This is a genomic window from Phytomonospora sp. NPDC050363 (genome assembly GCF_040655735.1).
Classification (GTDB): domain Bacteria; phylum Actinomycetota; class Actinomycetes; order Mycobacteriales; family Micromonosporaceae; genus Phytomonospora.
In genome coordinates this window covers 265,440-289,039 of the sequence record NZ_JBFAKK010000001.1, presented here as the reverse complement: position 1 = coordinate 289,039, position 23,600 = coordinate 265,440, and the positions used below count along the sequence as shown (strand labels likewise).

Genomic DNA, 23,600 nt, shown 5'->3' with positions numbered 1-23,600 from the left:
ACCGGACGGCCAGTTCGGCGAGGCCTGCGGTGTCGGGGGTGCCGACATCGTCCGCGGAGGCCGCTTTCCCGTGAGCGGCAGGGATTTCGCTCCACACCTATACGATACCCCCGTTTGGTATGTACGATCGGCCGCGGATACCCGAACCCCGAACGGGAGAACACAATGGACGATCAGCGGTACACCCGCGCCGGCGCCACCATCGCCTACCAGGTCACCGGGGCCGGCGCTCCGCTCGGCTACGCGCACGGCGTCTTCCTCAGCCGCGCGGCCGTCGCCCGGCTCGACCTGCTCGATCTCGAAGCCCTCGCCGACGGCCGCCGCATGCTCGCCTACGACGCCCGGGGGCACGGGCATTCCACCGGCAGGCCGGTCCCGGCCGACTACCGCTTCGAGAACTTCACCGCCGACCTGCTCGGCCTCCTCGACGCCGCCGGCATCGAGGAGCCGATCGACTTCACCGGCTCGTCCCTGGGCTGCGACACGGCGCTGCGCGCCGCGATCGAGGCGCCCCGGCGCTTCCGGCGCCTCGTCGTGATGATCCCGCCGGTCGCCTGGGAGACCGGCCCGGAGCGGCTTCGGCACTGGTACACGCGGACCGCCGGCGAGATCGAGCGCAACGGCGCGGCCCGGTGGCGCGAGCAGTGGGCGAACGGCGAGCCACTGCCGATCTTCGCCGACCACCCGAGCTTCGACCTGTCCCCCGACGTCGACGACGAACTGCTGCCATCGATCCTGCGCGGCATAGGCGAGTCCGACCTGCCCTCCCCCGAGGCGATCGCGACGATCACCCACCCAACGCTGATCTTGACCTGGGAGACCGATCCCCTGCACCCGGTGGCCACCGCCGAGCGCCTGCACGAGCTCATCGGCGGCTCCGAACTGCACGTGTCGTCCACTGTCGACGACGTGCGGACCTGGACCGCGCGGATCAGGGAGTTCCTCGGCTGAGGCCGCTTGACGCCGTCGCCTGCGCGCCCCTTGGCGGGGACGGCGGACCGGGCGGCGCAGTCGCCGCGGAAGGGCCGCCTCAGCGGCGCTCGCGCATCCACTTCGCGAGGGCGTCCAGACCCTGCTCGGGGTGGGCGCGGCCGACCCCGATGCGGAAGCGATCGGTGGGTGTGGGCGTCAGCTCGGAGCGGTAGATGCTCGCGGGCAGCAGCAGCACACCCGCCTCCTCGACCAGGCGGGCGCAGAAGTCCTCGACACCGTCCGCGCCGAGGTAGCGGGGGTAGGCGACACAGCCGCCGTCGGGCGCCCGCCACTCGAAGTCGGCGGCGAACTCGGCGAAGAAGTCGTCGAAGAGAGGAAGGGAGGCCGCGATCAGGGCGCGGTTGCGGTCCAGAATGGTCTCGCTCGCCTTCAAAGCGATGCGGGCCAGCACCTCGCTCGGGGCGGAGTTGCAGATGGTCGTGTAGTGCTTGGCGCGTTCGAGACGCGAGCGCAGTTCACGGTCCCGGCAGGCGATCCAGCCGATCCGCAGGCCCGGCAGGCCCAGTGCCTTCGAGGTCACGTTCAACGAGAGCGCCGAGTCGGCGAGGTCGGCGGCCTGCGGCAGCCGGCGCGCGGGGTCGAGTTCGAGGCCGCGGTAGACCTCGTCGCTGAAAAGGTGGACACCGCGTTCGGCGCAGAGCGTGGACAGCTCGGCGAAGTCGGCTCGGGAGATGACCTTGCCGGTGGGGTTGTTGGGGAAGTTCACCGACACCACACGGGTGTTGGGGCGCATCGCCGCGCGGACGCGGTCGAGGTCGAGCGCCCAGTCGCGCTCGGGATCGAGGGCGACGCCGGTGACCTCGCACAAGGACAGCGGGACGGTCTCGGCGGCCTGGTAGTTCGGGGTGACGACGACGGCGTGGTCACCGGCGTCGAGGAGGACGTTCATCGCCAGGAACAGGCCCTCCTCGGCCCCCGCGACGCACAGGACGTCGTCGGGGCCGACGTCGTAGTAGCCCTCGGCGATCGCCGCGCGCAGCCCCGGGTCGCCGAAGGTCTCGGTGTAGCCGAGGTGGAGGTTCTCGAAGGCATCGCGGTCGGCGTCGTCGGCGAGTTCGAGGAGTTCGCGCAGCGACATGCTCTGCGCGTCGGAGGCGGTGAGGTGGTGTCGCGCGGTGAACTCCCAGCGCGAGAAGTAGGTCTCCAGCCGGAACTCGGGCAGGCGGGTCATCGCGGGCTCCTTCGTGCCCGGTGCTCGGCGAGCAGGGCGTAGAGGGTGGATCGGGAGGTCTGGAGGGCGCGGGCGACCTCGGGTGCCGAGCGGCGCAGGGCGAAGACGCCGGCGTCGTCGAGGCGGGCGACGACGGTGAGGCGGTCTTCGCGGGTGAGGCGTTCGACGGGCCGGCCGCTCTCGTGGACGAAGCCGCCGACGATCCGGTGGACGCGCTCGGGCCAGTCCCGCTCGAAGAGCGGTTCGGGTCGCCGCGTTCTCGGTGCGGCGAAGCCGGCGAGGACCGCGGCGGCCTGGTCGAGCGGGGTGCGGTCGAGGTTCACGCACAGGACGGCCGACGGTTCCCCCTCGGCGTCGCGGAGAACGGCGCTGACCGACGAAAGGCGGCGGCCGTCGGCGAGGACCTTCTCGTAGGGGCCGAAGACGTCCTCGGCGGCGGGGTCGAGGTCGTCGAGTTCGCCGAGCAGCGAGGGGTCTCCCGGGGCGCGCGCCGTCATCGGGTTCCAGATGGCGAGGACGCGGTCGGTGGCGGCGTCGTGGAGGACCACTTCGGCGTAGGGGCCGAGGAGGGCCGCGACCGCGCGGCATACCGGTGACCAGGTTCGGACGCGGTCGTCGGCCGGCTCGCTCGCACGCATGCCCGGACGATACGTCCGGGCCGGACAGTCTGTCCAGGCCGCTTCCGGGCGGGCCCCGCTCAGTCCAGCACCGCCGTCGCCTCCACCTCCACCATCAGGTCGGGCTCGCCGAGCGCGGCGACGCCCAGCAGAGTGATCGGCTTGACGGGGTCGACGCCTAGCTCGGCCGCCGCCCTCGCGACGCCCTCCCCCAGCAGCGGGTACTTCTCCGGGCTCCAGTCGACGACGTAGATCGTCAGTTTCGCCACGTCGTCGAATGAGCCGCCGATCTCGGCCAGCGCCCGGCCGATGTTGAGGTAGGCCTGTTCGACCTGGGCGGCGAAGTCACCGGCGCCGACGGGCCGGCCCTCGGCGTCGCGGGCGACCTGTCCGGCCAGGAACACCAGCCGCGAGCCGGTGGCGATGGACAGCTGACGGTAGACGTCGGGCTTGGGCAGGCAGTCGGGGTTGACCAGGGTGATCGTCATCGTGACTCCTTCGTCGGACGGTCGATGCCCCAAAGCATAGCAGCGCTATGTATTGTTGGGGTCATGGTGAGAACGAAGGATCCGGCGGTACGCGCGAAGCTCATCCAGCGCGCCGCCCAGATGCTGCGCGAGCGGCAGCCGGTGACGCTCCGGTCCCTGGTCGCCGGGACCGGAGCGTCCACCATGGCCGTCTACACCTACTTCGGCGGCATGGACGGGCTCTGGAAGGCGATGCGCCAGGAGGGCTTCGGCCGCCTGGCGGCCCGGCTGGCCGAGGTCCCCCGGACCGAGGACCCGGTGCGCGACCTCGCCGCCCTCGGCGCGGCCTACCTGGCCAACGCCCTCGCCGAACCCGACCTCTACCGCGTCATGTTCGACGCCGGCTTCGAACTCGAGGATCCGGCCGCCGCCGACGCGACCCTCCACGCCCTCGTCGAGGCCGTCGAGCGCGCCAAGGGCGTCGGCCGCTTCCGGACCGACGTCGACGCCGCCGGGCTCGCCGTCCAGAGCTGGACGATCGGACACGGCCTGGCTTCCCTCGTCGTCAACGGACCGCTCCCCCGGCAGGCTCTCGGCAACGCGGTCCCGATGCTGGCCGCGCTGTTCACCTCGTGCGGCGACGAGGCCGCCGCGTGCCGCCGCTCGGTCGAGAGCGGCTGGACACCGCACTGACTCAGGCGGCCGACTTGTACAGCGCGTCGAGCAGGTCGAGGGGCCGCCGGTCGGGCACGGCCGTGCGGATCTCGTTCATGACGTAGGAGTACCCGATCCTCTGCTCCGGCCAGGCCGCGTGGCGCGATCCGCCCCAGCCCGCGTGGCCGAAGGCGTCCACCGGCGCTCCGAAGCGCAGCGACTCGTTCTGCAGCTCGAAGCCCGTCCCGTAGACCATGGGCCCGTTCCAGGTGGGTTCGATGCCGCGCCGGACCTCGCGGCGGCCGGCCTCCACTGTGGACTCCTTCAGCACGCGCACGCCGTCGAGCTCACCGCCCCGGGCGAGGCAGGCGTAGAAGCGGGCCATCCCACGCGCGCTGGCGTGGACACCGATCGCGGCCTGCTCGGTACGCCGGAAGGCGGGGTCGTTCCAGATGCCCGGGCCCTCGGATCCCACGAGGATGTTGCGGGTCAGCACGAGCAGCGGGTCGGACTCGTCGGCCGGGACGTCGGCGAGGACCCCGGGCGCGCCGACCATGATGGACGCGCGGTGGTGGTGCTCGTCAGGCAGGCCCATGAACACGTCGAGACCGAGCGGGGCGGCGAACTCCTCGGCGAAGAACGTGCCGATCGAGCGGCCGTCGACACGCAGGACGAGCTCTCCGGTGAGCCAGCCGAAGGTGACCGCGTGGTAGGCGAACCCGGCCCGCGGGTCGTCGACCGGAGCCTGCGCGGCGAGCAGCCCCGCCATGGTCGCGTGGTCCAGCCAGTCGGCGTAATCGTGCGGCTCGCCGACACCGGGGAGGCGGGCCTGATGGCTGAGGACCTCGCGAACGGTGATGCGGGACTTCCCCGCGGCGGCGAACTCCGGCCAGTAGCGGGCCACGGGTGCGTCGAGGTCGAGCGCACCGCGTTCGGCGAGCAGGAGCACGCAGGCGGTGGTGAGCCCCTTCGCGCCCGAGAAGATGAGCTGCAAGGTGTCGGGGGTCCACGCACGGCCGGTATCCCGGTCGGCCGCACCGCCCCAGAGGTCGGCGACCAGCTCGCCGTCGCGGTAGGCGGTGAAGGCGGCGCCGAGTTCACCGTGGACGGAGAAGTTGGCGGCGAAGGCGTCGGCGACGGCTTCGAAGCCCGGTGCGGTGGTGCCGTTGACGGTCATGCGGCCTGCTTTCGGGGTGAGGGCGAAACGGTGGCGAGAAGCGCGAGGGCGGCTGCCTTCGCGTCGGCGGCGGTGGTGCCGTCGGGGTCGTGGTGGTCGGCGACGACGGTCGCGCCTTCGAGGAGGATCAGCAGCTGCCTGCCGAGACGCTCGGGACGGGTTGACCCGGCGTCGGCGGCGATGCCGGAGAGCAGTTCGAGGTAGCGGCCGAGGTGCGCGGACGCGACGGTCCGGGCGGGGTCGTGGTGGTGCTGGGTGGCGGCGTTGACGATGGCGCAGCCCCGGAAACCGGGTTCGGCGTACCAGCCGCCGAGGGCGTCGAAGACGGCGGCGAGTCGCGCCCGCGGCTCGGGACCGGCCGCCTCGGCGGCTTCGGTGATCCATCGGATGACGCGGTCACTGCGGGCCTGAAGGACGGCGGCGACGAGGCCCTCCTTCGACCCGAAGTGCCGGTAGAGCGTCTCCTTCGAGGCGCCGACGGCCTTGCACAGCTCGCTGACGCCGACGCCGTCGAGGCCGCGCTCATAGAGCAGGACCGTGGCCGCGGCGAGCATTGACTCGCGGGTGCGTACGGGGTCGAGCGATGTTCCCTTCGCGACTGGCATGACCTGATCGTACCGAGCGGTTCGATGTCCTCTACGGTTGGGTCGTACCGATCGGTTCGATCTACCTCAGGACGTCCCCATGAACCCCCGCACACAGGCACTCCGGCTCGCCCTCGGCACCGCCGTCGCCCTCGGTTTCGCCCGCTTCGGCTACGGACTCTTCGTCCCGGCCATGCGCACCGAGCTGGACTGGACCCTCGCCGAAGCGGGCGTGCTCACCACCGCCAACGGCATCGGCTATCTCGCCGGAGCGGCCGCGACCGCGGCGCTCGCCCGCCGTTTCGGCGCGGCCGCACTGTTCCGCTGGGGCATGGGACTGACGGCGGCCACCCTCGCGGCGACCGCGCTGACCGGCTCGCACACCGCCCTCGTCCTCATCCGGGGCGCCGGCGGCTTCACCGGCGCCCTCGTCTTCATCACCGGCGCGAGCCTGGCCGCCCGCCTGGCCGCCAAGGGCGCGGTGGCGATCTACTTCGCCGGCGCCGGACTCGGCGTCGCACTGACCGGTGGCGCGATCCCTCCCCTGCTCGACGGCGCACCCGACCGATGGCGGCTCGGCTGGCTACTGCTCGGCGTCATGGCCGCCGTCGCGACCGTGGCCGCCTCGCCGGGAGCACGTGGAGTCGAGGCCGCCGACAGGCCGAAGCCGGCCGGGAAGACTCGGGGAATCGTCCCGATGGCGACGGCCTACGCGCTCTTCGGCGCCGGCTACATCGCCTACGTGACCTTCCTTTCGGCCTACCTCGCCGCCAACCGGGTTCCCACCGCGCTCGTCGCGGCGACCTGGGCGCTCATCGGGCTCAGCGCCGTGCTCGCGCCTCTACTGTGGACGAAGCCGCTCACCGCCTGGCCGGGCGCCCGCGCCCTCGCCGCGCTGCTGGCGACCCTCGCCGTCGCCGCCGCGCTGCCGCTGGCGCGGCTGTCATGGCCGCTGATCCTGGCCTCCGCGCTGCTGTTCGGCAGCGCCTTCATGATGGTCCCGGCCGCCGTGACCGGCCGCGCCACCGCGCTCGGCGGCGGCACCGGCCTGCTCGCCGCACTCACGGTCGTGTTCGCCGCCGGCCAATCGCTCGGGCCGTGGGCGGCCGGAGCGCTCGCCGACCGCACCGGTCCGGCGGCGGCCCTGGCGTGGACCGCCGGGCTCTGTGCCGGTGCGGCGATACTGGCGGTCGCCGGCGGGCGTGCCAAAGTCCCGGAGAAATTTGGAAGTAAGTAGTTACTACGGCATCATCGGGCCATGGGAGACAGCCGTTCCACCGCGCCCCGGCGACGCGAGCACGCCGTCGCCGTCGGTATGCGCGTGTTCGCCGACCAGGGCCTGACGACGGGCGCGATCCAGCGGGTCGCCGAGGAGATCGGCGTCTCGCAGTCCTATGTGTTCCGGCTCTTCGGCAGCAAGCTGGCCTTCTTCCTCGCCTGCCTCGACGAGATGGAGGCCCGGGTCACCGCGGTGTTCGGGGCGACCGCCGCGGCGGAGTCGGCCGAACCGTTCGAGGCGATGGGCGCCGGATTCCGCGAACTCGTCGCCGACGGCACCATCAGCGGCCTGTGGCTCCAGGCCTCCGCCCTCGCCCGCGGCGACGAGGAGGTGGCGGCGCGGTGCCGCTCGCTCATCACCGCCGTGCTGACCGAGGCCGGGCGGCTCACCGGCGCCCCGCCGCCTGCGCTGGCCGCCTTCCTCGCCGACGGAGCGCTGGTGATGCTGCTCCAGGCCGTCGGCGCCGACCTGACCGGCGGCAGCCGCGCGGCCGTCGTCCGCCTCCTCGACGAGACGAGGCCGTCGTGAATCCGCTGCTGCTGCCCCTCGTGGCCGTCCAGGGAATGTGGGTCCGATCCCGCACCGAGAAACTTCCCCCGGCGGCCGGCCCGCTCGACGGGACTGCCGGCGAGGGCGACGGCCGGCCGGTCCTCGTCGGCGTGCTCGGCGAGTCGACCGCCGCGGGCTGCGGGGTCGACGCCCACACCGAAGGTTTCGCCGGCGGACTCGCCCACGAACTCGCCCGGCGGTCGGGCAGGCCCGCCGCGTGGCAGGTCGTCGGTCAGAACGCCGCCACGGCCCGCCGCATCCGCCACCGGCTCCTCCCCCGCCTGGGCTCGGGTCTCGACGTCGCCGTGCTCCTCGCCGGCGTCAACGACGTGCTCGGCCGCCGCCCGCTCGCCGAGTGGGGCGAGGACCTGAGCGCCATCGTCGGCGGCCTGACCGAACGCGCGGAGCTGGTCGTGGTCGCCGGGGTGCCCCCATTCGAGTCCTTCCCCTCGCTGCCGCGCTCGCTCGCCCGTTACCTGGCTCGGCGGGCGGCCGCTCTCGACGAGGTCTCCCGCCAGGTCTGTGCGGGGTTTCCCACCGCGACCTGGCTCAACTCGGCGGCGCTCACGCCGCTGAACGCCGACTTCTTCGCCCGCGACCGCTTCCACCCCTCTGGCACGGGCTACCGCCGCTGGGCCGAGGCCGTCGCCGACGTCATCGAACTGTGAGGAGCAGGACATGACCACCGCACCCGCGTTCGTCGACGAACCTCACGTTCTCATCGACGCGCCGGCCGACGCCGTGTGGCGCTCCCTCGCCGCGCAGTTCACCTCAAGGCCCTCGGCGGCGACCGGCCTCTTCGCGCACCTGGTCGGCACCGAGCCTCGCCGCGCCTTCGGCCGGCCGCCCGGCCTCGGCGCGACCGCGCCCGGCTTCGAGGTCACCGAGGCCGTCGAAGGGAAACGGCTGCGACTCAGCGGCCGACACCGCTTCTCCCGCTACCGGCTGACCTTCACCCTCACCGAGCGCGACGGCGGGACCGACCTGGCCGCCCGTACCGACGCCGACTTCCCGGGACTGCGCGGCCTGGTCTACCGCACGCTGGTGATCACCTCGGGCGCGCACAAGATCGTCGTGGCGCGGATGCTCACCTCGATCCGGCGGCGGGCCGAGGCGCGGCGCCCGTAGCCACCGGTCAGTTCACCGAGCGGCACATCAGGGCGTCGAACTCGCGGTCCGGCAGCGTCCGGTTGAGCTCCAGCAGCTTCTCGGCCAGCCACCCGACGGCATAGCGCGTCGCCGGCCGCTCCGCCTCGACGGCCTCCCGGATGACGTCGGCGACCACCTGCGGGTCGGAGCCCTCGCTCAATCCCGCCTCACTGCGGTCGGCCATCTTCTCGGCCATCTCACGGTAGGCGCCCGCCCCGGAGTAACGCCTCAACTGCGCGGCCGTCCGGTCCTCGAAACCGGTCTTGATGATCCCCGGCTGGACGAGCACGACGTCGATCCCGAAAGTCCCGGCCTCCATGCGCAGGGTGTCCGACAGCGCTTCGAGGGCGTGCTTCGACGCGTAGTACCAGGCACCGAGGGGCAGCGCGATCTCCCCGCCGATCGAGGAGACGTTGACGATCGTCCCCGAACCGTGCGCGCGCATATACGGCAGCACCAACTGCGCCAGCCGAGCCGGTGCGAAGAGGTTCACCTCGAACTCCTCGCGGGCCGCGTCCTGCGGCACGTCCTCCAGCGCCGTGGCCGGCCCGATGCCCGACGAGGCGCCGGTGACCAGGCGGATCTTCGGTGATGTCATGACGAGCCTCCAGGAGGCGATGTGCTCATACGCCGAAGTTAGGGCGGACTTTCGGCCGGACGCAACGAAGGATCACCATCAGCCCAGCTCAGCGCAATAACCCTGGTGCGATGACATTGCAGATGAACGCATCACGGCTGAGCTACGAGGAGCGCCGGCGCATCGCCGCAGCCCTCGCGTCCGGGCGCGGCTACGCCGACATCGCACGCGAGCTGGGCCGCCCCCGGTCGACCATCAGCAGGGAGGTCGCCCGCAACGGCGGCATCGGCCGCTACCAGGCGAACCGCGCACAGCAGGCCGCCGAGTGGAGGGCCGGCCGCAAACCGGGTCCGCGGCCGGCCGACCCGTCACCGCCGGCGCCGGGTGACGCCGACCCGCTGGCCGTCGGCGACTTCGAGGCCCGCTTCGCCGGGATGATGGTCGGCTCCGGCGTGCCGCCGATGATGGCGCGGGTGCTGGCGGCCATGTTCACCCGCGACTCGGGCGACGTCACCGCCGCCGAGCTCGTCGCCCGCCTGCACGTCAGCCCGTCCTCCGTCTCGAAGGCGGTGGCCCGGCTGGAGCGGCGCGGACTCGTCCACCGCGAAAGGCGCGACCGCCGCGAGCACTACACGCTGTACGAGGACGTCTGGTACCGCGCCTGGACGGCCAGCGCCGAGTCGATGATCGCCTGGGCGTCCCACGCCGAGGAGGGCGCCGCCGTCATCGGCACCGCAACGCCCGCGGGAGTCCGCCTCGAAACGACGGGCCGCTTCTTTCGCCTGCTCAGACACGACATGCTTCAGGCCGCCGAGCACTGGCGGCGGACGCTGTCGTAGAGCCAGGGCGTGTCCGGTGGATCGCCGCGGGGCTGCGGCGGGCGCAGCGCTCTTGGGAACGCGGGGCGCCCCCGGACTGCGCCGCAGCAGCCACAAGGCAAGCTCTAAGCCGCCCGCGAGCCCTCGTGTTCGCCGAAGACGCGCGCCCGCAGATCGCCGCCGCGAAGGGCGAGGTCGCCGGTGTGCCACAGCCAGTGCCAGACCTCGGGCCGGTGCACTCCACGGACCGGCGGCCGCCCGCCAGAACTGCGGCGGATGGTCACCGCCAAGCCGAAGAGCCGGTCGAGGAGGTCGTTGCCGGCCGCCTGCAAGGACACGCCGTCGCCGTGGGTGATGCCGACGAGCGTCAGGCGGCAGCTGTCGGGGCGCTCGTCGAGTTCCAGCTCGGGGGTCCAGGCGGTGCTCATTCGAGCCAGTTTGATCACCGCCATGACCTGCGGCAACACCGCGAGCGTGATCGTTACCGGATGGTGACTCCGGCCGGCGGCGGCCGAGCGGACCCGGCCGCCGCCTCGCTCACGCCTCCCGGGGCGCTCGCGGGCGCTGCATCACGATCGAGGCGAGCACCAGTGCCACGCCGCCGACCTGGACCGCGCGCAGGTCCTCGCCGAACAGCAGGACCGACAGGACCACCGAGGTCAGCGGTTCCAGCAGCGCCGCGACGACGCCCGCGTTCGCCTCGGTCAGACGCAGGCCCGCGAAGTAGGCGGTGTAGGCGATCGCGGTCGGCACGAGTCCGAGGAACAGCAGTCCGGCGAGAGGTTCGGGGCGCATGGGCAGGGCCATGCCGGTCACCGCTGCGAAGGGCAGCAGCACGAACCCGCCGGCGAGGAAGGCCAGGGCGGTGACGGCGAGTTCGTGTCCTTCGAGGCGGGCGGCGCCCGGGTTGAGCGTCACGGCCGCGAAGCCCGCCGCGGCGGTGAGGGCGAGGACGGTTCCGGTGAGGACGTCGCCCTCGCCCGAGGGGGCCCCCAGGAGCAGGACCAGGCCGAGTCCGGCGGTGGCGACTCCCGCGAGCAGCGCCGGGCTCGGCCGCCGCGCTTGGAGGGCGCAGGAGCCGAAGGCGACGAGAACGGGGACGGCGACCATCGTGGTCAGGGCCGCGAGGCTCACGCTGGTGGCCGCGACGGCGCCGAAGAAGGAGGCCTGGAAGACCGCCAGCAGGGCACCGGTGAGCGCTGTGTGCACGAGGGTGCCGCGTCGGCGCGGAAGTCGGGAGAGGCGGCCGGTGGCCAGCGCGAACGCGGTCAGCAGGACGCCGCCGGCCAGCAGCCGGTAGGCGGCCACCGACGGGGAGGACAGGCCGGCGCTCTCGGCGAGCGCGGCTCCGGACAGGCCGCCGGTGCCCCAGAGGACACCTGCGAGGACGAGGAGGGTGATGCCGCGTCGGGCGGCGGTCGCGCGAACGCGCGGGGAGTTCTTCGGCAAGGTTTCGGCTTCCGGCTTCGACGTGATGGGGACGCGGTCGAAGCGGGGCGCGACGGAGTCGGCGTCAGTTCACGGCGAAGGGCCCTCGGTGCCGTCAGGGGCTTCCAAGGACGTGGCTCACGCCCCGCTCAGACGCGGGGCGGCGGGGTGCAGAAGATCCGGTGGCCGTGGCGCATGCCCGCGACCCTACATCGCGTGCCGGTGTGCGTCGCCGGGTCGAAGGCACCCGCCGACGGGCGGCGTAGGCCCGTCGGCGGGTGGGGGCGCGGAAGCCCGACACGACTCCCGCGCGGTCTACACTCCCCGGTTCTTGGTGTGGACGATCTTCCCGTCGCGCATGGAGAAGGTGATGTCGGCCCGGTTGGCGACCGAGCGGTCGTGGGTGACGACCACGACGGTCGTCTTCTCCGCGACGACCAGGTCGCGCAGGAGGGTGACGATGCGTTTGCCGTTGCGGCTGTCGAGGTTCCCGGTCGGCTCGTCGGCGAAGATGACCTCGGGCCGGTTGGCCAGCGCCCGCGCGATCGACACGCGCTGCTGCTCGCCGCCGGACAGTTTGCCGGGCAGGCGCCCGAGCTTCGCGCCGGACAGGCCGACCTGCCGCAGGAGGGTCAGCGCCCGGTCCTTGCGCTCGGCGGTGGGCACGCGGGCGAACTCCAGCGGGAGCATCACGTTCTCCAGCGCGGTCAGGTTCGGCACCAGGTTGTACTGCTGGAACACGAAACCGATGCGGCTGCGGCGGTAGGCGACCTGCTTGCCGGGCGGCAGCGCGGTCACGTCGACACCGCCGACGTGGATGGTCCCGCTGGTCGGCGCGTCCAGGGCGCCCATCAGCGACAGGAGGGTGCTCTTCCCGCTGCCACTGCTGCCCACGATGGACGCGAAGGTCGCGTCGGGGACCTCGAAGGTGACCCCGTCGACGGCGGCGATGACCTCCCCGCCGGACTTGAAGCGCTTCACGACGTCCTTGACCTGCAGCATGTCCCTACTCCCCTCGCAGAACTTCGGCCGGGCGGACCCGGGCTATGAGCCAGGCGGGCACGACGCTGCCCAGCAGCGCGATGCCCAGGGCGCTGGCCACGCCGAGCGCCAGGGTGTTCCAGCCGAGTCCGGCCGTGACCTCGCCGATGAGGTCGGCGGCGGACTGCGGCTCCTCTCCGCCGGGTCCCATGACGCGGGTCACCTTCCCGGGCCCGCCGCCGGTCATCGCCCCGGTCGTGTCCTCGGCGGCGGGCGTGTTGGTCGTGACGAGCACGTCGGCGATGAGGTTGCTGGTCAGCATGGTCACGCCGAGGCCGAGGACCGTCGCGGCCAGCACGAGCGTCACCGCCTCGATCCCGAACTGCGCGACGACTCCGCGGCTGGTGGCGCCGATCGCCTTGAGGACGCCGACCTCCTTGCGCCGCTCGCGGACGGTCAGCGCCAAGGTGAAGAACACGATCACGGCCGCGCACAGCAGGCAGATCAGGAAACCCAGCCAGGTGATGCGGTCGACGCTCTCCAGGCCCTGTGTCGCCTCCAGCGCCGACTGCGACTCGGTGCGGATCTCGACGGTGTCGCCGAGCAGCTCGCCCAGCGCGTCGCCGACGGCGGGCAGCGCGGCGACGTCGTCGACCTCGACCACGATGTTGTTGTACCCGTCGAGCTCGCCGAGGTCCATCAGGGTCGCGGCGGTCATGACCACGCCGACGTCGTCGTACTCGCCGGTGGTCGCGATCCCGACCACGGTGAAGGTCTCCTCGAAGGCGGTGAAGGTGTCGCCGACGGCGAGCCCGTTCTTCTCGGCGACCTGGTCGCTGACGATCGCGCCGCGCTCGTCGGCGGCCTCGAGCGCTCGGCCGTCCACAACGGACAGCGGCACGCCCCTGCTGGTGAGATTGCCGTCGGTGCCGGTGACGGTGATCGGGAACTTCATGCCCTCCGGGGCGCCCATCTTCGAACCGTCGACCGCCGACTCGAGGTTCGTGGTGCCCTTGGCCCCGTTCGGGGCGCCGAGCATCACCTTCGGCCCACCGGCCTGATCCTCTTCGGACTTGGGCAGTTCGAGCATGCCCTGCGCGATGCCCTCGGCGCCGGCGACGTGGTCGAGCGCGCGAACCCGCTCAAGCTGTTCGGCGCTGAGGTAGCCCATCTCCTCGGCGTTCTGGCTGAACGCCGGCATGGCCGTGATGGTGGTGTCCAGCTCGGCGCGGACCGTGGCGAGCCTGCTCGCCACGGCCTCGTTGGCCACCAGCATCGACAGGGTCAGGCCCACGACGATGGCGAGCACCAGGATGACCGCGCCACCCCGGGTCTTGTTTCTGAACGTGTTCTTGATGCCGCGTGCGGCCACACTCATGGTGTCGTCCTCAACGAAGTCAGGTCAGGGGACGCACCGGCGTCGAGCCGGGCGTCAGGCGCCAACGAAAGCAGCGGGAAGGGCCGGCGGAAAGGATCCGGAGGCGGTTCCCACCCAACTCCCAACCGGGCCACAGCCGGGCCCCATGAACGCGCGGAAGGGTTCGGGACATGCCAACGACGACACCGGCCGGCGCCCCGGCCGCCACGCGCCGGGCCGACGGCCGCCCCGCCCGGCTGCTGGTGGTCGAGGACGAGCGGATGCTGGCCGACATGCTCCTCGACGCGCTCAGTTTCGCCGGCTATGACGCGCATCTGGCCGAGACGGGCTCGCAGGCCCTGTCCCGGGTGGGGGAACTGTGTCCGGACCTGCTGCTGCTGGACGTGAACATGCCCGACTTCAGTGGTTTCACCGTCGCCGAGCGCCTGCGCGCGGCCGGGGACGACACGCCGGTCATCTTCCTGACCGCGCGGGACGCGCCGCGAGACGTCCGCGACGGTTTCCTCGCCGGCGGCGACGACTACCTGGCCAAGCCTTTTCGGCTGGAGGAGCTTCGCCTGCGCATCGAGGCGGTGCTGCGGCGGACCATGCCGGCCCGCGCGGGCGACGGCCACCGGCTGACCGTCGCCGACCTGGTCCTCGACACCGAGTCGCATCAGGTGTGGCGCGGCGGCCGGGAGGTCGCGCTGTCGCGCACGGAGTTCCAGCTGCTGCGCTATCTGATGCGCAACACCGGCCGGGTCCTGTCGCGCGCGGAGCTGCTGCGGACGGTGTGGAACCAGGGCTTCGAGACCGACACCTCCCTTGTCGAGACCTACATCTCCTACCTGCGGCGCAAGCTCGACAGCGGCCCGCCGCACCTCATCCACACCGTGCGAGGCGTGGGGTACGCGCTGCGCGAACCGAGGCCCTGAAACGGCGATGACGATCAAGGCCAGACTCATCCTCTCCACCGGCGTGCTGCTCTGCCTGGCGACCACCGTGATCAGCGTGGTCGCCATCAGCGCGGTCACCGACGCGATGACCGGGCGGGTGGACGCCCAGCTGCGGGAGTACCTGCGGCAGCCGCAGAACTCCGCCGACACCCGCCTCCAGCCCGCGCTCATGCTGGGCCGGTCCTCCCCGCAGACCTCGCCGGCGTTTCAGGCGGTGGCGGTACTCGTCGTCGACGCCGAGGGGAACCTGGTCTCGGCCGACAACGCCGGCTACTACACCGACCCGCTCCCCCTTCCCGAGCTGCCCAACCCGCTGCCGACCGATGGGAAGCCGCTGACGGCGACCAGCGCCGACGGCACGACCGACTACCGGGTGCTGGCCGTCGGCGCGCTCGTGCGCGTCGCTGTCGACCCGGTCACCGGCGAGGAGACGAAGGTCGCGGGGCGTCTGGTGCTCGCCGCCCCGCTCACCGAGGTCGGCACCGTGCGAGGTCAGCTGGTGACGACGATGGCGGTCACGGTCGCGGCGGTGCTGCTGCTCAGCCTGCTGGCGAGCTGGTGGATCACCAGGCGAGGGCTGCGACCGGTCGGCGACATGATCGACACCGCCGCGGCCATAGCCGAGGGCGACCTCACCCGGCGAGTGGCGAGGCGGCCCGGCCACGGCGAGCTCGGCCGGCTGGCGACGGCGCTGAACACGATGGTGTCGCGCCTGGTGCGCGCGATCGGTGAGCGGGAGACGCAGCAGGAGAGGCTGAGGAGGTTCGTCGCCGACGCCTCGCACGAGTTGCGCACGCCGCTGTCCACGATCGGCGGCTACGCCGACCTGTACGAGTCGGGTGGGGCGCGCTCGGGGCCGATGCTCGACCGGGCGATGAGCCGGATCCGGGCGGAGAACCTGCGGATGGCGGCGCTGGTGGACGACATGCTGCTGCTGGCGCGGCTCGACCAGGAGGCCGAGCAGGTGTACGGAGCCTGCGACCTGTCGCGGGTGGTGACCGACTCGGTCGACGACGCGCGGGCCGTCGACGCCGAGCGGGTGGTCGTCGCGGAGGTGGAGCCCGGGGTGGTGGTGACCGGAGACGAGGCGCGGCTGCGGCAGGTGCTGGCGAATCTGCTCGCCAACGCCCGTCTGCACACTCCACCGGGGACGACGGTGACGGTCGGTCTACGCGACGAGGGAGGCCGGGCGGTGCTCGTCGTCGCCGACGATGGTCCGGGAATGGACGAGGAGCATCGCGCGCGGGCTTTCGACCGGCTGTACCGGGCCGATCCGTCGCGGTCGCGGGCGACGGGCGGGTCGGGACTCGGACTGTCCATCGTGGCCTCGATCGTCGCCGCGCACCGGGGGACGGTGGCGATGGCGGGCTCACCTGGCGGAGGGACGCACGTGGTGGTGGACCTGCCACCCGGTCGATGAGATCCTCACATTCGACCTGATACTTACCAAAAGTAATCAGACCGTGACTCTTTGCCAATCGTCATCGTTCATCCGAGTGTGATCTTGCTTGACAGGCACAAGAAGGCGCAGGGTGCTCATCGGACGGTGCTGGTCTCAAGTCTCGTGGCGGCCTACATAGCCGGGCGCAGCATCCGTGCCCTCGCCGGCGAGCTCGGCCGGTCCTACGGTTTCGTGCACCGGATCCTCGCCGGGTCCGGCGTCGGCCTGCGGCCCCGGGGGTACCGACTCCCAAGGCCGCGAGCGGAGGTGGACGCGCCACCTCCGCTCCTGCCGATCGAGCAGATCACCGTCCTCGAAGGGCGGCCACGGCAAGCCGGGTCTCCTCGGCGACCAAGTCGGCGTTGATCTGGGCGCCCGCCGCGGCGCCGGCGGCCGCCGAGGCGCCCACCTGGGCGGTGAGGTCGGTGGCATTGCCCGCGACCCACACGCCGGGCACCTCTGTCCGGCCGGTGCCGTCGCAAGGGATGAACGCGCCGACGCCCGCGGGGTGCTCGGTCGGCAGCAGCCCCAGGGGTTCAAGGAAGGCGGCGCGGGTCACCATGCGCGGGGCGACGACCAGCGCCTCGCGTTCGACGACGGTGCCGTCGGCGAGGCGCAGGCCGGTGAGGCGGCCGTCGGTGGCTTCGACGGCCTCGACCTTGCCCTCGACGACGCGGATGCCCCGCGCGGCGAGCTGCTCGGCCTGCTCCGCGGTCGGCGGAGGCGCGGTGTGGGCGAAGAACACCACGTCGCCGGTCCACTGCCGAAACAGCAGCGCCTGATGCACCGACATCGGACCGGAGGCCAGCACACCGACGGCCCGGTCGCGGACCTCCCAGCCGTGACAGTAAGGGCAGTGCAGGACGTCGTGGCCCCAGTGCTCGCGCAGGCCCGGCAGATCCGGCAGCTCGTCGGCGAGCCCGGTCGCGGCCAGCAGCCGCCGGGCGGCGACGCTTCGGCCATCGGCGAGCCGCACGGTGAAATCGCCCTCGGTGCCGGTCACCGCCGCCACCTCGCCGGACACGACGTGCCCGCCGTACCCGCGCACCTCGGCGCGGCCGCGTTCGAGCAGTTCGGCCGGGTCGATGCCCTCGTGTCCGAGCAGCCCGTGCACGCCTGAGGCGGGGGCGTTGCGCGGTGAGCCGCCGTCCACGACCAGCACCGATCGCCGGGCCCTCGCCAGCATCAGCGCACCGTTCAGGCCGGCGGCGCCGCCGCCGATGATCACCGCGTCGTACTCGTTCCCCAGTGTTCCGGTCATCATGACCACCTCCACGGCGAGCATGCGAGCGGTCGGCGATATCCGCAAATCGTGTTGCCGTTTCAGCAACTCCCCCGCTGGAATTCCGGCGCGGCGGGCACCGGGTCTCGCCGAAAACCCGGCCCGTGAGACCCGCCGCGCCTACCGTTGGCGGCTATGGGGATCAGCTTTTCGAGCGTCGTCGACGCTCCCGTCGACGAGGTGTTCGCCTGGCACGCCCGGCCGGGGGCGGTCGTGCGGCTGACCCCGCCATGGCTGCCGATGAAACTGAAGCGCGAGGCCGCCTCGATCCGCGACGGCCGCGCCGAGTTCTCACTCGTCCCGGGCGTGCGCCTGGTCGCCCGGCACGACCCGCGCGGATACGTCGAGTCCGAGCGCTTCGTCGACGTGCTGGAGACCTTCCCCGTCGGCGCGCTTGGGGGCTGGCGGCACTGCCACGAGTTCACCGATCTCGGCGGCACCCGCACCCGCGCCACCGACCGCGTCGACACCCCGGTGCCCGAACGCCTGCTGCGAGCGATGTTCGTCTACCGGCACCGGCAGCTCGCCGACGACCTCGCCGCGCACGCCTGGGCCCGGGCCCTGCGGCCCGAACCGATGACGGTCGCCGTGACCGGGTCCTCGGGTCTGATCGGGACGGCCCTGACGGCACTGCTGACCACCGGAGGCCACCGCGTCATCCGGCTCGTCCGCGGCCGCGCCAGGGGCTGGGACGAGCGGTTCTGGAATCCGGAGCGTCCGGCCGCCGATCTTCTCGACGATGTCGACGCCGTCGTCCACCTGGCCGGGGAGAGCATCGCCGGCCGCTTCACCGAGGAGCACAAGCGCGAGATCCGCGACAGCCGCGTCACGCCGACCCGCCTCCTCGCCGAGCGGGCCGCCGCCACCGGAGTGGAGGTCTTCGCCTGCGCGTCGGCGATCGGCTTCTACGGTCCCGACCGAGGCGATGAAGTGCTCACCGAGCATGCCGCCGCCGGAGACGGTTTCCTCGCCGGTGTCGTCGCCGACTGGGAGGCCGCCACCGAGCCCGCCGCCGAAGGCGGGGTCCGCGTCGTCCGGGTGCGCACCGGGATCGTGCAGAGTCCCAACGGCGGCGCCCTGCGCCTCCAGCGGCCGCTGTTCAGCGCCGCGCTCGGCGGCCGGATCGGTTCGGGGCGGCAGTGGACCTCGTGGATCGGCATCGACGACCTCACCGACATCTACCTGCGCGCGCTCGTCGACTCCCGCCTGTCCGGCCCCGTCAACGCCGTCTCCCCCCACCCCCTCCGCAACGCCGAGTACACCGACATCCTCGCCGGTGTCCTGCACCGGCCCGCCCTCATCCCCGTCCCCGCCTTCGGGCCGCGGCTCCTGCTCGGCCGCGAAGGCGCCGCCGAGATCGCCGAAGCCGGGCAGCGGGTCGTGCCCGCCGCCCTCGCGGCCGTCGGGCACCGCTTCCGCTTCCCGAGCCTGGAGGGGGCGCTGCGGCACGTGCTCGGCAAGGCGCGGGCGGTGGGGGTGGGGGTGGGGGTGGGTTGAGCGTTCAGCCCCGCAAGCCCGCCAACCTCGCACAGGCCTCCGCGATCGTCGCCGGGGTCTTGTTGTAGGCCACCCGGATCTGGGACACGCCTGTCGGGTCGTCGTAGAACAGCTCGCCGGGGGCGACGATGACGCCGGTGCGGGCGAAGAGCCGGTCGGCGTACTCGCGGCCGGAGCCGGGGACCTCGGCGAGGAAGTAGCAGCCGCCGGCGGGGGTGAAGCAGGTGAGGCCCAGCGACTCGAAGGCGCCGACGGACTCGTCGCGCAGTTTGCGCATGAGCCGGCCCCGGTCGGGGTCGGCGAGGTCGGCGGCGGTGTGGGCGAGGGCGTTCTGCAAGGGTGTGGCGGTACCGCCGGTGACGGCCTCGTGGACCCGGCGGATCGCGGTCGTGAGCGCTTCGGGCGCGCGGAAGTAGCCGAGCCGCCATCCGCTGATGGCGTGGCTCTTCGACAGGCTTCCGATGGTGACGCACCGGTCGGCGAGTTCTGCGAACTCCGTCGCCGAGACCATGGTCCCGTCGAAGACGTAGCGGGTGTAGACCTCGTCGCTGATGAGCGGGACGTTCCAGCGCAGGCACAGCTTCCCGACGGCGGTGAACTCCTCGCGGGTGAACACGTGCCCGGTGGGGTTGTGGGGCGTGTTCACGATGACGGCGCGGGTCTTGTCGTTGAAGGCGGCGGCGAGCTCGGCGGGGTCGAAGCCCCAGCCCGGCGGGCGGATCCGGACGAAGCGGGGGACGCCTCCGGCAAGGGCGATCGCCGACAGGAAGTTGGTGTAGAAGGGCTCGAACACGACGACCTCGTCGCCGGGCTCGACGAAGGTCAGGAGGGCGACGGTGAGCGCCTCGGTGCCGCCGTTGGTGACGGTGAGTTCGGTGCCGGGATCGGTGGGGACGGCGAACTCCGCCGCGAGAGCGGTGCGAGCGGGGAGGGAGCCGCAGGTCTCCTCGTACTGGTGGTCGCCGGCGCGCAGCCGCTCGACGGCGGCGTCGATGAGCCGGGCGGGCGGCTCGGGGTATCCGGGCAGGCCGATGGCGAGGTCGATGCTGTCGGGGCCCGCGGTGGCGCGCAGGGACTTGCCGAGACCGTAGGGAATGGCGGTGGCACGAGACGCGATGCGCGGGTTGCTGTCGCCTGTCACCCGCAACATTGTCGCGGCCGGCGCGAGCGGCGGGCCGGGTTGAGTCGTGAACTCGACAGGCGTGGTCAGAGGCCGTCGTACAGGCGCGTCAGGGTCTGTCCGGCGGGTTCGGCGCGGGCCTCGCGGTGGCCGGTGCCGGCCCAAAGGTGCATGAGCCGGTTCTCTCCGACCGCCGCGGCGGCCTTGCGCAGCGGCGCGGTGAGGTGGTGGACGGCGGGGTAGCCGAGCGGCGCGATCGGTTCGTAGCGGTCGGTGAACAGGTTGCGCAGTCCGCGCGCCGGTCGCCCGGTGAAGGCGCGGGTGACGACCGTGGTGTCGAAGGCGGGGTCGGTGAGGGCGGTCCGGTGCGCCTCGGCGGCGCCGCTCTCCTCGGTGCGCAGCAGGACCGTGCCGACCATGACGGCCTCGGACCCGGCGCGCAGGGCGGCGCGCGCGTCGGCTGCGGTGGCGACTCCCCCGGCGGCGATGAGCGGCAGGGTGACCACGCGCGCGATCTCGGCGACGAGCTCGGGCAGCGGGGTCGGCGGCGGTGGCCGCTCGGGGGTGAAGGTCGCGGAGTGCCCGCCGGCGGCCGCGGCCTGGACGATGAGCATGTCGACGCCGGCCGCGACCGCCTGGCGGGCCTCGTCGGCGGAGGTGACGGTCTGGGCGACGACGCTCCCGGCGTCGCGGAGGGCCGCGAGGATTCCCGGCCCGGGCAGGCCGAAGGTGAACGACACCAGCGGAACCGGGCTGGCCAGCAGCAGATCGACCTTGTCGGTCCAGTGGTCGTCGTCCTCGATCGGCTCGGCGCCGGCGAGGGACAGGCCGAAGCGGGCCGCCTCCGGTTCGAGGGCGTCGGCGTAGGCGCGGTGCGCGGCGGGCGTGATGGGGACCGGGTTGGGCGCGAAGACGTTGACGCCGAAGGGCAGGCCCTCGGCCCGCACGGTGTCGATCTGCTCGGCGAGTTCCTGCGGGCCGCGGTACCCGGCGGCGAGGAAGCCGAGGCCTCCCGCCCGCGCGGCGGCGGTCACCAGCGCCGGAGTTCCGGCGCCTCCGGCCATCGGCGCGGCGAGCACCGGAAGACCGATTCCGAGGTGGGAAAGGAGGCTCACGACGGCTCCCCGGTCGGCGTTTCGTGCGGTCCCCGCCATGCTAAGCCGATTCGGGACGGACTCGCCGCCACCCGGCCCGGGCGCGGCGCCCCGCCGCTCCACAGCGGTCCTGAGTAGACGGTCCTATATGGTCGCCACTCCGACGACTCACGAGGCTGGAAATGACTTCTGCGAACCCCAACGACCCGGTCCGGATCGCCGCCGATCTCGGCATCACCCTGCACGATGTCGTGCCCGGCCGGACCACACCGGCGGAGGGCCTGGACGAGGCGCTCGCCGAACTCGCCGCCCACCACGCCGCGACCGTCGCGGTGGCCCGCTCGGGGCGCTTCGACGAGGCCGTTCCCATGCAGGTCCAGCTCTACGCCGACTGCGTCGGACTGCTCGGTACCGACCACCCGGACTCGGTGTCGCTGCTGGCCACACTCGGCGCCATGCTGACCGAGGCCAAGCGCCTCGACGAGGCCGTCGCCGTCCTCGAGACGAGTCTCGCCGACCAGCTGCGGATCCACGGCGAGGAGGATCCCCGGACCTTCGACAGCCGCGACAGCCTCGCCTACGCCCTCCGCGACGCCGAACGCCACGAGGAGGCCGCCGAGGTCTACGAGGCCGACCTCGCCATCCGCCTGCGCGCTCTCGGCGAGGGGCACCCGACGACCTTCGCGTGCCGTGAGGCACTGGCGGTCACGCTGCTGCGGGCGGGCCGCCGCGACGAGGCCGTCGAGCTCTACCGCGTCAACCTCGACGCCATGACCGAGCACCTCGGCGCCGACGATGACGAGACGCTGACCGCGCGCAACGAGCTGGCCAACGCCCTGGCCGGTTCGCGGTCCTTCGGCGAGGCCATCGCCCTGCACGAGGAGAACCTGGCCGCGCGCACCCGGGCATTCGGGTCCGGGCACGACGGGGTCGAGGTGACCAGGGCCAACCTCGCCGCCATCCGGGCGGAGGCCGCCGGGGACGCCTAGCGCGAAGCGGTCGGCCCGCCGCGCCCTGCCACCCCGTTCACGTGGCGTCCCACCCTCTCGTATCGTACAGATGTTCGGGAAAAGTGCGGCGGGTCGCACGGTGCTGCGAGATGATCGAGGTATGGACGTGGCGAGGCGGATTCTGATCGATCGCGGCCGCTGGATCGTCGTCGAGCGCTGGCGCGGCGACGGGGAGGCCGCCCCGAGCCTGCAGGTCTGCCAGGTCGAGGGCGGCGGCTTCCTCGTCGTCTACTACGCCGCCGACCGCATGTGGGGCCGCGCCTTCACCCTGCGCCGGGACGCCTCGCAACACGCCGAACGGATCCGCTCGTGGGCGAAGGACAGGGGCGTGCGCTGGACCGACGCGACGATCCAGTGAGCGTTCAGGGCAGCCGCAGCGTGTGCCAGCGCTCGGTCCCGCCCGGCAGCACGTAGTTCTCGACCTCCACGAAGCCCTGCTCCTCCGCGAAGCGCAGGCCCTCGACGTTCGTCCCGAGCACGATCGTCTCGACCGCCTCGGCGCCCAGTTCACGCGCCCGCGCCAGCCCTCGCTCGTAGAGCCGCGTGCCGTAGCCCCTGCGCCGGTGCTCGGGGAGGATCCGGGCGATCACCACGGACTCCTTCGACTCACCGGCCGGCGGACGGACCGTCGAGCAGCCGACGAGGACATCGCCGGCATAGGCGACCTCGAGGTGGTTGCGGCCGGATCGTTCGCGCACGTCGTCGAGGGACAGCGGGTCGGCCGGGATGATGGTGTTGTGGACGTGGCGCCAGTCCTCGATCATGGCGTCGCCGTCCACCTGCTCAATGCGTAGCTCGGACACGGTGAAAGAAAACCCCGCGCCCGCCGGGGTGTCAAACGAGATGACCGGGCCTCACCCGCGACGGCGCTCACGGACCGAGCGCCATGCCGTCCACCCCGCCTCCACGATCAGCACGATCGCCCACACCGTGCCCGGCGCACTCCTCGAACCCGTCGAGCGCTCGCGGCGGACCCGTCAACGCCTCGGCGAGCCCCCGCCGCCCGCTGAGCAGGTCCCACAGCCAGGAGAGCCCGAGGAGGACGCTGAGGGCCTGCGCATCGAGGAAGACTCCGGCGTGGGCGCCCAGGCGGGCGAGCGGCCTCCTGGACGCGCCGCCCGGCGGAGCCTGCACCGGCGGCGGCTCCTCGACGGTGGAAGCTCGCGCGCGGCTCCGGAGTCCTCGGCGATGACGGCCTTCTGGACCGGGATCACTGTCGCCCAGGCCGCGCCGCTGAGGTCCACAGCGCGGCGATCGCCCATGGGTTCTGCGGGACGCTCAGCGCGAAGTCGCTGGAACCGCAGGAGCAACAGCAGCGGGAAGACTTGCGCACCTCGGCCCGTCTCGCGCGATATACGACACCCGGACGGATGCGCAGCGTGAAACCCGACAGTCATCG

At 72.6% G+C, this 23,600-nt stretch carries 27 protein-coding genes and 1 pseudogene; 13 read left to right on the top strand and 15 right to left on the bottom strand.

Translation table 11 applies throughout. The features are described from left to right. Positions 1 to 165 precede the first annotated feature (165 nt). Positions 166 to 951, top strand: a complete 786-nt coding sequence (locus AB0I28_RS01285; protein ID WP_357488670.1) for an alpha/beta hydrolase — start codon at positions 166 to 168, stop codon at positions 949 to 951. 79 nt (positions 952 to 1,030) lie between these two features. On the opposite strand, the gene AB0I28_RS01280 is transcribed toward AB0I28_RS01285, so the two are convergent. The 3 genes from AB0I28_RS01280 to AB0I28_RS01270 are packed head-to-tail and all read right to left on the bottom strand — an operon-like array spanning position 1,031 to position 3,269. Then, positions 1,031 to 2,164: a pyridoxal phosphate-dependent aminotransferase gene (locus AB0I28_RS01280; protein WP_357488669.1), complete on the bottom strand. Its 1,134-nt coding sequence runs from the start codon at positions 2,162 to 2,164 to the stop codon at positions 1,031 to 1,033. Then, entirely contained in the window at positions 2,161 to 2,802 is a 642-nt protein-coding gene (locus AB0I28_RS01275; protein ID WP_357488668.1) for a PAS domain-containing protein, read from the bottom strand. Before AB0I28_RS01275 ends, AB0I28_RS01280 begins: the two co-directional genes overlap by 4 nt. 59 nt (positions 2,803 to 2,861) lie before the next feature. After that, positions 2,862 to 3,269, bottom strand: coding sequence for a RidA family protein (locus tag AB0I28_RS01270; RefSeq protein ID WP_357488667.1), 408 nt, complete (start codon positions 3,267 to 3,269; stop codon positions 2,862 to 2,864). Between the two features lie 63 nt (positions 3,270 to 3,332). Here AB0I28_RS01270 and AB0I28_RS01265 point away from each other — a divergent pair, with 63 nt between their 5' ends. Further along, entirely contained in the window at positions 3,333 to 3,941 is a 609-nt protein-coding gene (locus tag AB0I28_RS01265; RefSeq protein ID WP_357488666.1) for a TetR/AcrR family transcriptional regulator, read from the top strand. Between the two features lies 1 nt (position 3,942). Here AB0I28_RS01265 and AB0I28_RS01260 read toward each other — a convergent pair whose 3' ends face one another. Together AB0I28_RS01260 and AB0I28_RS01255 are read right to left on the bottom strand one after the other, a co-directional pair. Then, positions 3,943 to 5,079 (bottom strand): serine hydrolase domain-containing protein, encoded by a 1,137-nt coding sequence (locus AB0I28_RS01260; protein ID WP_357488665.1) that lies wholly within the window; start codon positions 5,077 to 5,079, stop codon positions 3,943 to 3,945. Next, positions 5,076 to 5,684: a TetR/AcrR family transcriptional regulator gene (locus tag AB0I28_RS01255; protein ID WP_357488664.1), complete on the bottom strand. Its 609-nt coding sequence runs from the start codon at positions 5,682 to 5,684 to the stop codon at positions 5,076 to 5,078. Before AB0I28_RS01255 ends, AB0I28_RS01260 begins: the two co-directional genes overlap by 4 nt. A gap of 79 nt (positions 5,685 to 5,763) precedes the next feature. Here AB0I28_RS01255 and AB0I28_RS01250 point away from each other — a divergent pair, with 79 nt between their 5' ends. From AB0I28_RS01250 to AB0I28_RS01235, 4 genes are read left to right on the top strand one after another with little or no spacing between them, the layout of a single operon-like run. After that, entirely contained in the window at positions 5,764 to 6,900 is a 1,137-nt protein-coding gene (locus tag AB0I28_RS01250) for a YbfB/YjiJ family MFS transporter (RefSeq protein WP_357488663.1), read from the top strand. Between the two features lie 21 nt (positions 6,901 to 6,921). Beyond that, positions 6,922 to 7,470, top strand: coding sequence for a TetR/AcrR family transcriptional regulator (locus AB0I28_RS01245; protein ID WP_357488662.1), 549 nt, complete (start codon positions 6,922 to 6,924; stop codon positions 7,468 to 7,470). Continuing rightward, positions 7,467 to 8,159, top strand: a complete 693-nt coding sequence (locus AB0I28_RS01240; RefSeq protein ID WP_357488661.1) for an SGNH/GDSL hydrolase family protein — start codon at positions 7,467 to 7,469, stop codon at positions 8,157 to 8,159. The genes AB0I28_RS01245 and AB0I28_RS01240 overlap by 4 nt, the downstream gene beginning before the upstream one ends. A 10-nt stretch (positions 8,160 to 8,169) precedes the next feature. Next, positions 8,170 to 8,619, top strand: coding sequence for an SRPBCC family protein (locus AB0I28_RS01235; protein ID WP_357488660.1), 450 nt, complete (start codon positions 8,170 to 8,172; stop codon positions 8,617 to 8,619). Positions 8,620 to 8,626: 7 nt separating this feature from the next. Here the strand turns inward: AB0I28_RS01235 and AB0I28_RS01230 are convergent, their stop codons facing one another. Beyond that, positions 8,627 to 9,238 carry an SDR family NAD(P)-dependent oxidoreductase gene (locus AB0I28_RS01230; protein WP_357488659.1) on the bottom strand — a complete coding sequence of 204 codons (612 nt, stop codon included), beginning with the start codon at positions 9,236 to 9,238 and terminating at the stop codon, positions 8,627 to 8,629. A gap of 110 nt (positions 9,239 to 9,348) precedes the next feature. On the opposite strand from AB0I28_RS01230, the gene AB0I28_RS01225 reads away from it, so the two are divergent. Then, positions 9,349 to 10,056, top strand: a complete 708-nt coding sequence (locus tag AB0I28_RS01225) for a MarR family transcriptional regulator (protein ID WP_357488658.1) — start codon at positions 9,349 to 9,351, stop codon at positions 10,054 to 10,056. A 104-nt stretch (positions 10,057 to 10,160) separates the two neighbouring features. Here the strand turns inward: AB0I28_RS01225 and AB0I28_RS01220 are convergent, their stop codons facing one another. The 4 genes from AB0I28_RS01220 to AB0I28_RS01205 all read right to left on the bottom strand — a co-directional run bounded on the left by AB0I28_RS01220 (position 10,161) and on the right by AB0I28_RS01205 (position 13,822). Further along, entirely contained in the window at positions 10,161 to 10,463 is a 303-nt protein-coding gene (locus tag AB0I28_RS01220; RefSeq protein WP_357488657.1) for a hypothetical protein, read from the bottom strand. A gap of 109 nt (positions 10,464 to 10,572) precedes the next feature. Then, a complete protein-coding gene (locus AB0I28_RS01215; RefSeq protein ID WP_357488656.1) occupies positions 10,573 to 11,484 on the bottom strand; it encodes an EamA family transporter in 912 nt (303 codons plus the stop codon). A 294-nt stretch (positions 11,485 to 11,778) separates the two neighbouring features. Then, positions 11,779 to 12,465 carry an ABC transporter ATP-binding protein gene (locus tag AB0I28_RS01210; RefSeq protein WP_357488655.1) on the bottom strand — a complete coding sequence of 229 codons (687 nt, stop codon included), beginning with the start codon at positions 12,463 to 12,465 and terminating at the stop codon, positions 11,779 to 11,781. A gap of 4 nt (positions 12,466 to 12,469) precedes the next feature. Next, entirely contained in the window at positions 12,470 to 13,822 is a 1,353-nt protein-coding gene (locus AB0I28_RS01205) for an FtsX-like permease family protein (protein WP_357488654.1), read from the bottom strand. A gap of 170 nt (positions 13,823 to 13,992) precedes the next feature. Between AB0I28_RS01205 and AB0I28_RS01200 the strand changes: the two genes are divergently transcribed. The 3 genes and pseudogenes from AB0I28_RS01200 to AB0I28_RS01190 all read left to right on the top strand — a co-directional run. After that, positions 13,993 to 14,736 carry a response regulator transcription factor gene (locus AB0I28_RS01200; RefSeq protein WP_357488653.1) on the top strand — a complete coding sequence of 248 codons (744 nt, stop codon included), beginning with the start codon at positions 13,993 to 13,995 and terminating at the stop codon, positions 14,734 to 14,736. A 7-nt stretch (positions 14,737 to 14,743) separates the two neighbouring features. Continuing rightward, on the top strand, positions 14,744 to 16,177 hold the full coding sequence (locus AB0I28_RS01195; protein WP_357488652.1) for a HAMP domain-containing sensor histidine kinase: 1,434 nt from the start codon (positions 14,744 to 14,746) through the stop codon (positions 16,175 to 16,177). A gap of 84 nt (positions 16,178 to 16,261) precedes the next feature. Then, a pseudogene (locus AB0I28_RS01190) lies at positions 16,262 to 16,438 on the top strand (helix-turn-helix domain-containing protein); the annotation flags it as partial. 64 nt (positions 16,439 to 16,502) lie between these two features. Here AB0I28_RS01190 and AB0I28_RS01185 read toward each other — a convergent pair. Further along, complete coding sequence (locus AB0I28_RS01185) at positions 16,503 to 17,459, bottom strand: NAD(P)/FAD-dependent oxidoreductase (protein WP_357488651.1); 957 nt, start codon at positions 17,457 to 17,459, stop codon at positions 16,503 to 16,505. A 156-nt stretch (positions 17,460 to 17,615) separates the two neighbouring features. Here AB0I28_RS01185 and AB0I28_RS01180 point away from each other — a divergent pair, with 156 nt between their 5' ends. Next, positions 17,616 to 18,977, top strand: coding sequence for a TIGR01777 family oxidoreductase (locus AB0I28_RS01180; RefSeq protein WP_357488650.1), 1,362 nt, complete (start codon positions 17,616 to 17,618; stop codon positions 18,975 to 18,977). Between the two features lie 4 nt (positions 18,978 to 18,981). Here AB0I28_RS01180 and AB0I28_RS01175 read toward each other — a convergent pair whose 3' ends face one another. Further along, a complete protein-coding gene (locus AB0I28_RS01175) occupies positions 18,982 to 20,118 on the bottom strand; it encodes a pyridoxal phosphate-dependent aminotransferase (protein WP_357488649.1) in 1,137 nt (378 codons plus the stop codon). A gap of 65 nt (positions 20,119 to 20,183) precedes the next feature. Further along, complete coding sequence (locus AB0I28_RS01170; RefSeq protein ID WP_357488648.1) at positions 20,184 to 21,212, bottom strand: nitronate monooxygenase; 1,029 nt, start codon at positions 21,210 to 21,212, stop codon at positions 20,184 to 20,186. 161 nt (positions 21,213 to 21,373) lie between these two features. Here AB0I28_RS01170 and AB0I28_RS01165 point away from each other — a divergent pair, with 161 nt between their 5' ends. Together AB0I28_RS01165 and AB0I28_RS01160 are read left to right on the top strand one after the other, a co-directional pair. Next, complete coding sequence (locus AB0I28_RS01165) at positions 21,374 to 22,180, top strand: tetratricopeptide repeat protein (protein ID WP_357488647.1); 807 nt, start codon at positions 21,374 to 21,376, stop codon at positions 22,178 to 22,180. A 127-nt stretch (positions 22,181 to 22,307) separates the two neighbouring features. After that, positions 22,308 to 22,559, top strand: coding sequence for a hypothetical protein (locus AB0I28_RS01160; RefSeq protein ID WP_357488646.1), 252 nt, complete (start codon positions 22,308 to 22,310; stop codon positions 22,557 to 22,559). A gap of 4 nt (positions 22,560 to 22,563) precedes the next feature. On the opposite strand, the gene AB0I28_RS01155 is transcribed toward AB0I28_RS01160, so the two are convergent. Both AB0I28_RS01155 and AB0I28_RS01150 read right to left on the bottom strand, forming a co-directional pair. Continuing rightward, positions 22,564 to 23,004, bottom strand: coding sequence for a GNAT family N-acetyltransferase (locus tag AB0I28_RS01155; RefSeq protein ID WP_357488645.1), 441 nt, complete (start codon positions 23,002 to 23,004; stop codon positions 22,564 to 22,566). A 67-nt stretch (positions 23,005 to 23,071) separates the two neighbouring features. Then, the gene (locus AB0I28_RS01150) at positions 23,072 to 23,335 is read right to left on the bottom strand and encodes a hypothetical protein (RefSeq protein WP_357488644.1); all 264 of its coding nucleotides are present in this window, start codon (positions 23,333 to 23,335) and stop codon (positions 23,072 to 23,074) included. Between the last annotated feature and the right edge of the window lie 265 nt (positions 23,336 to 23,600).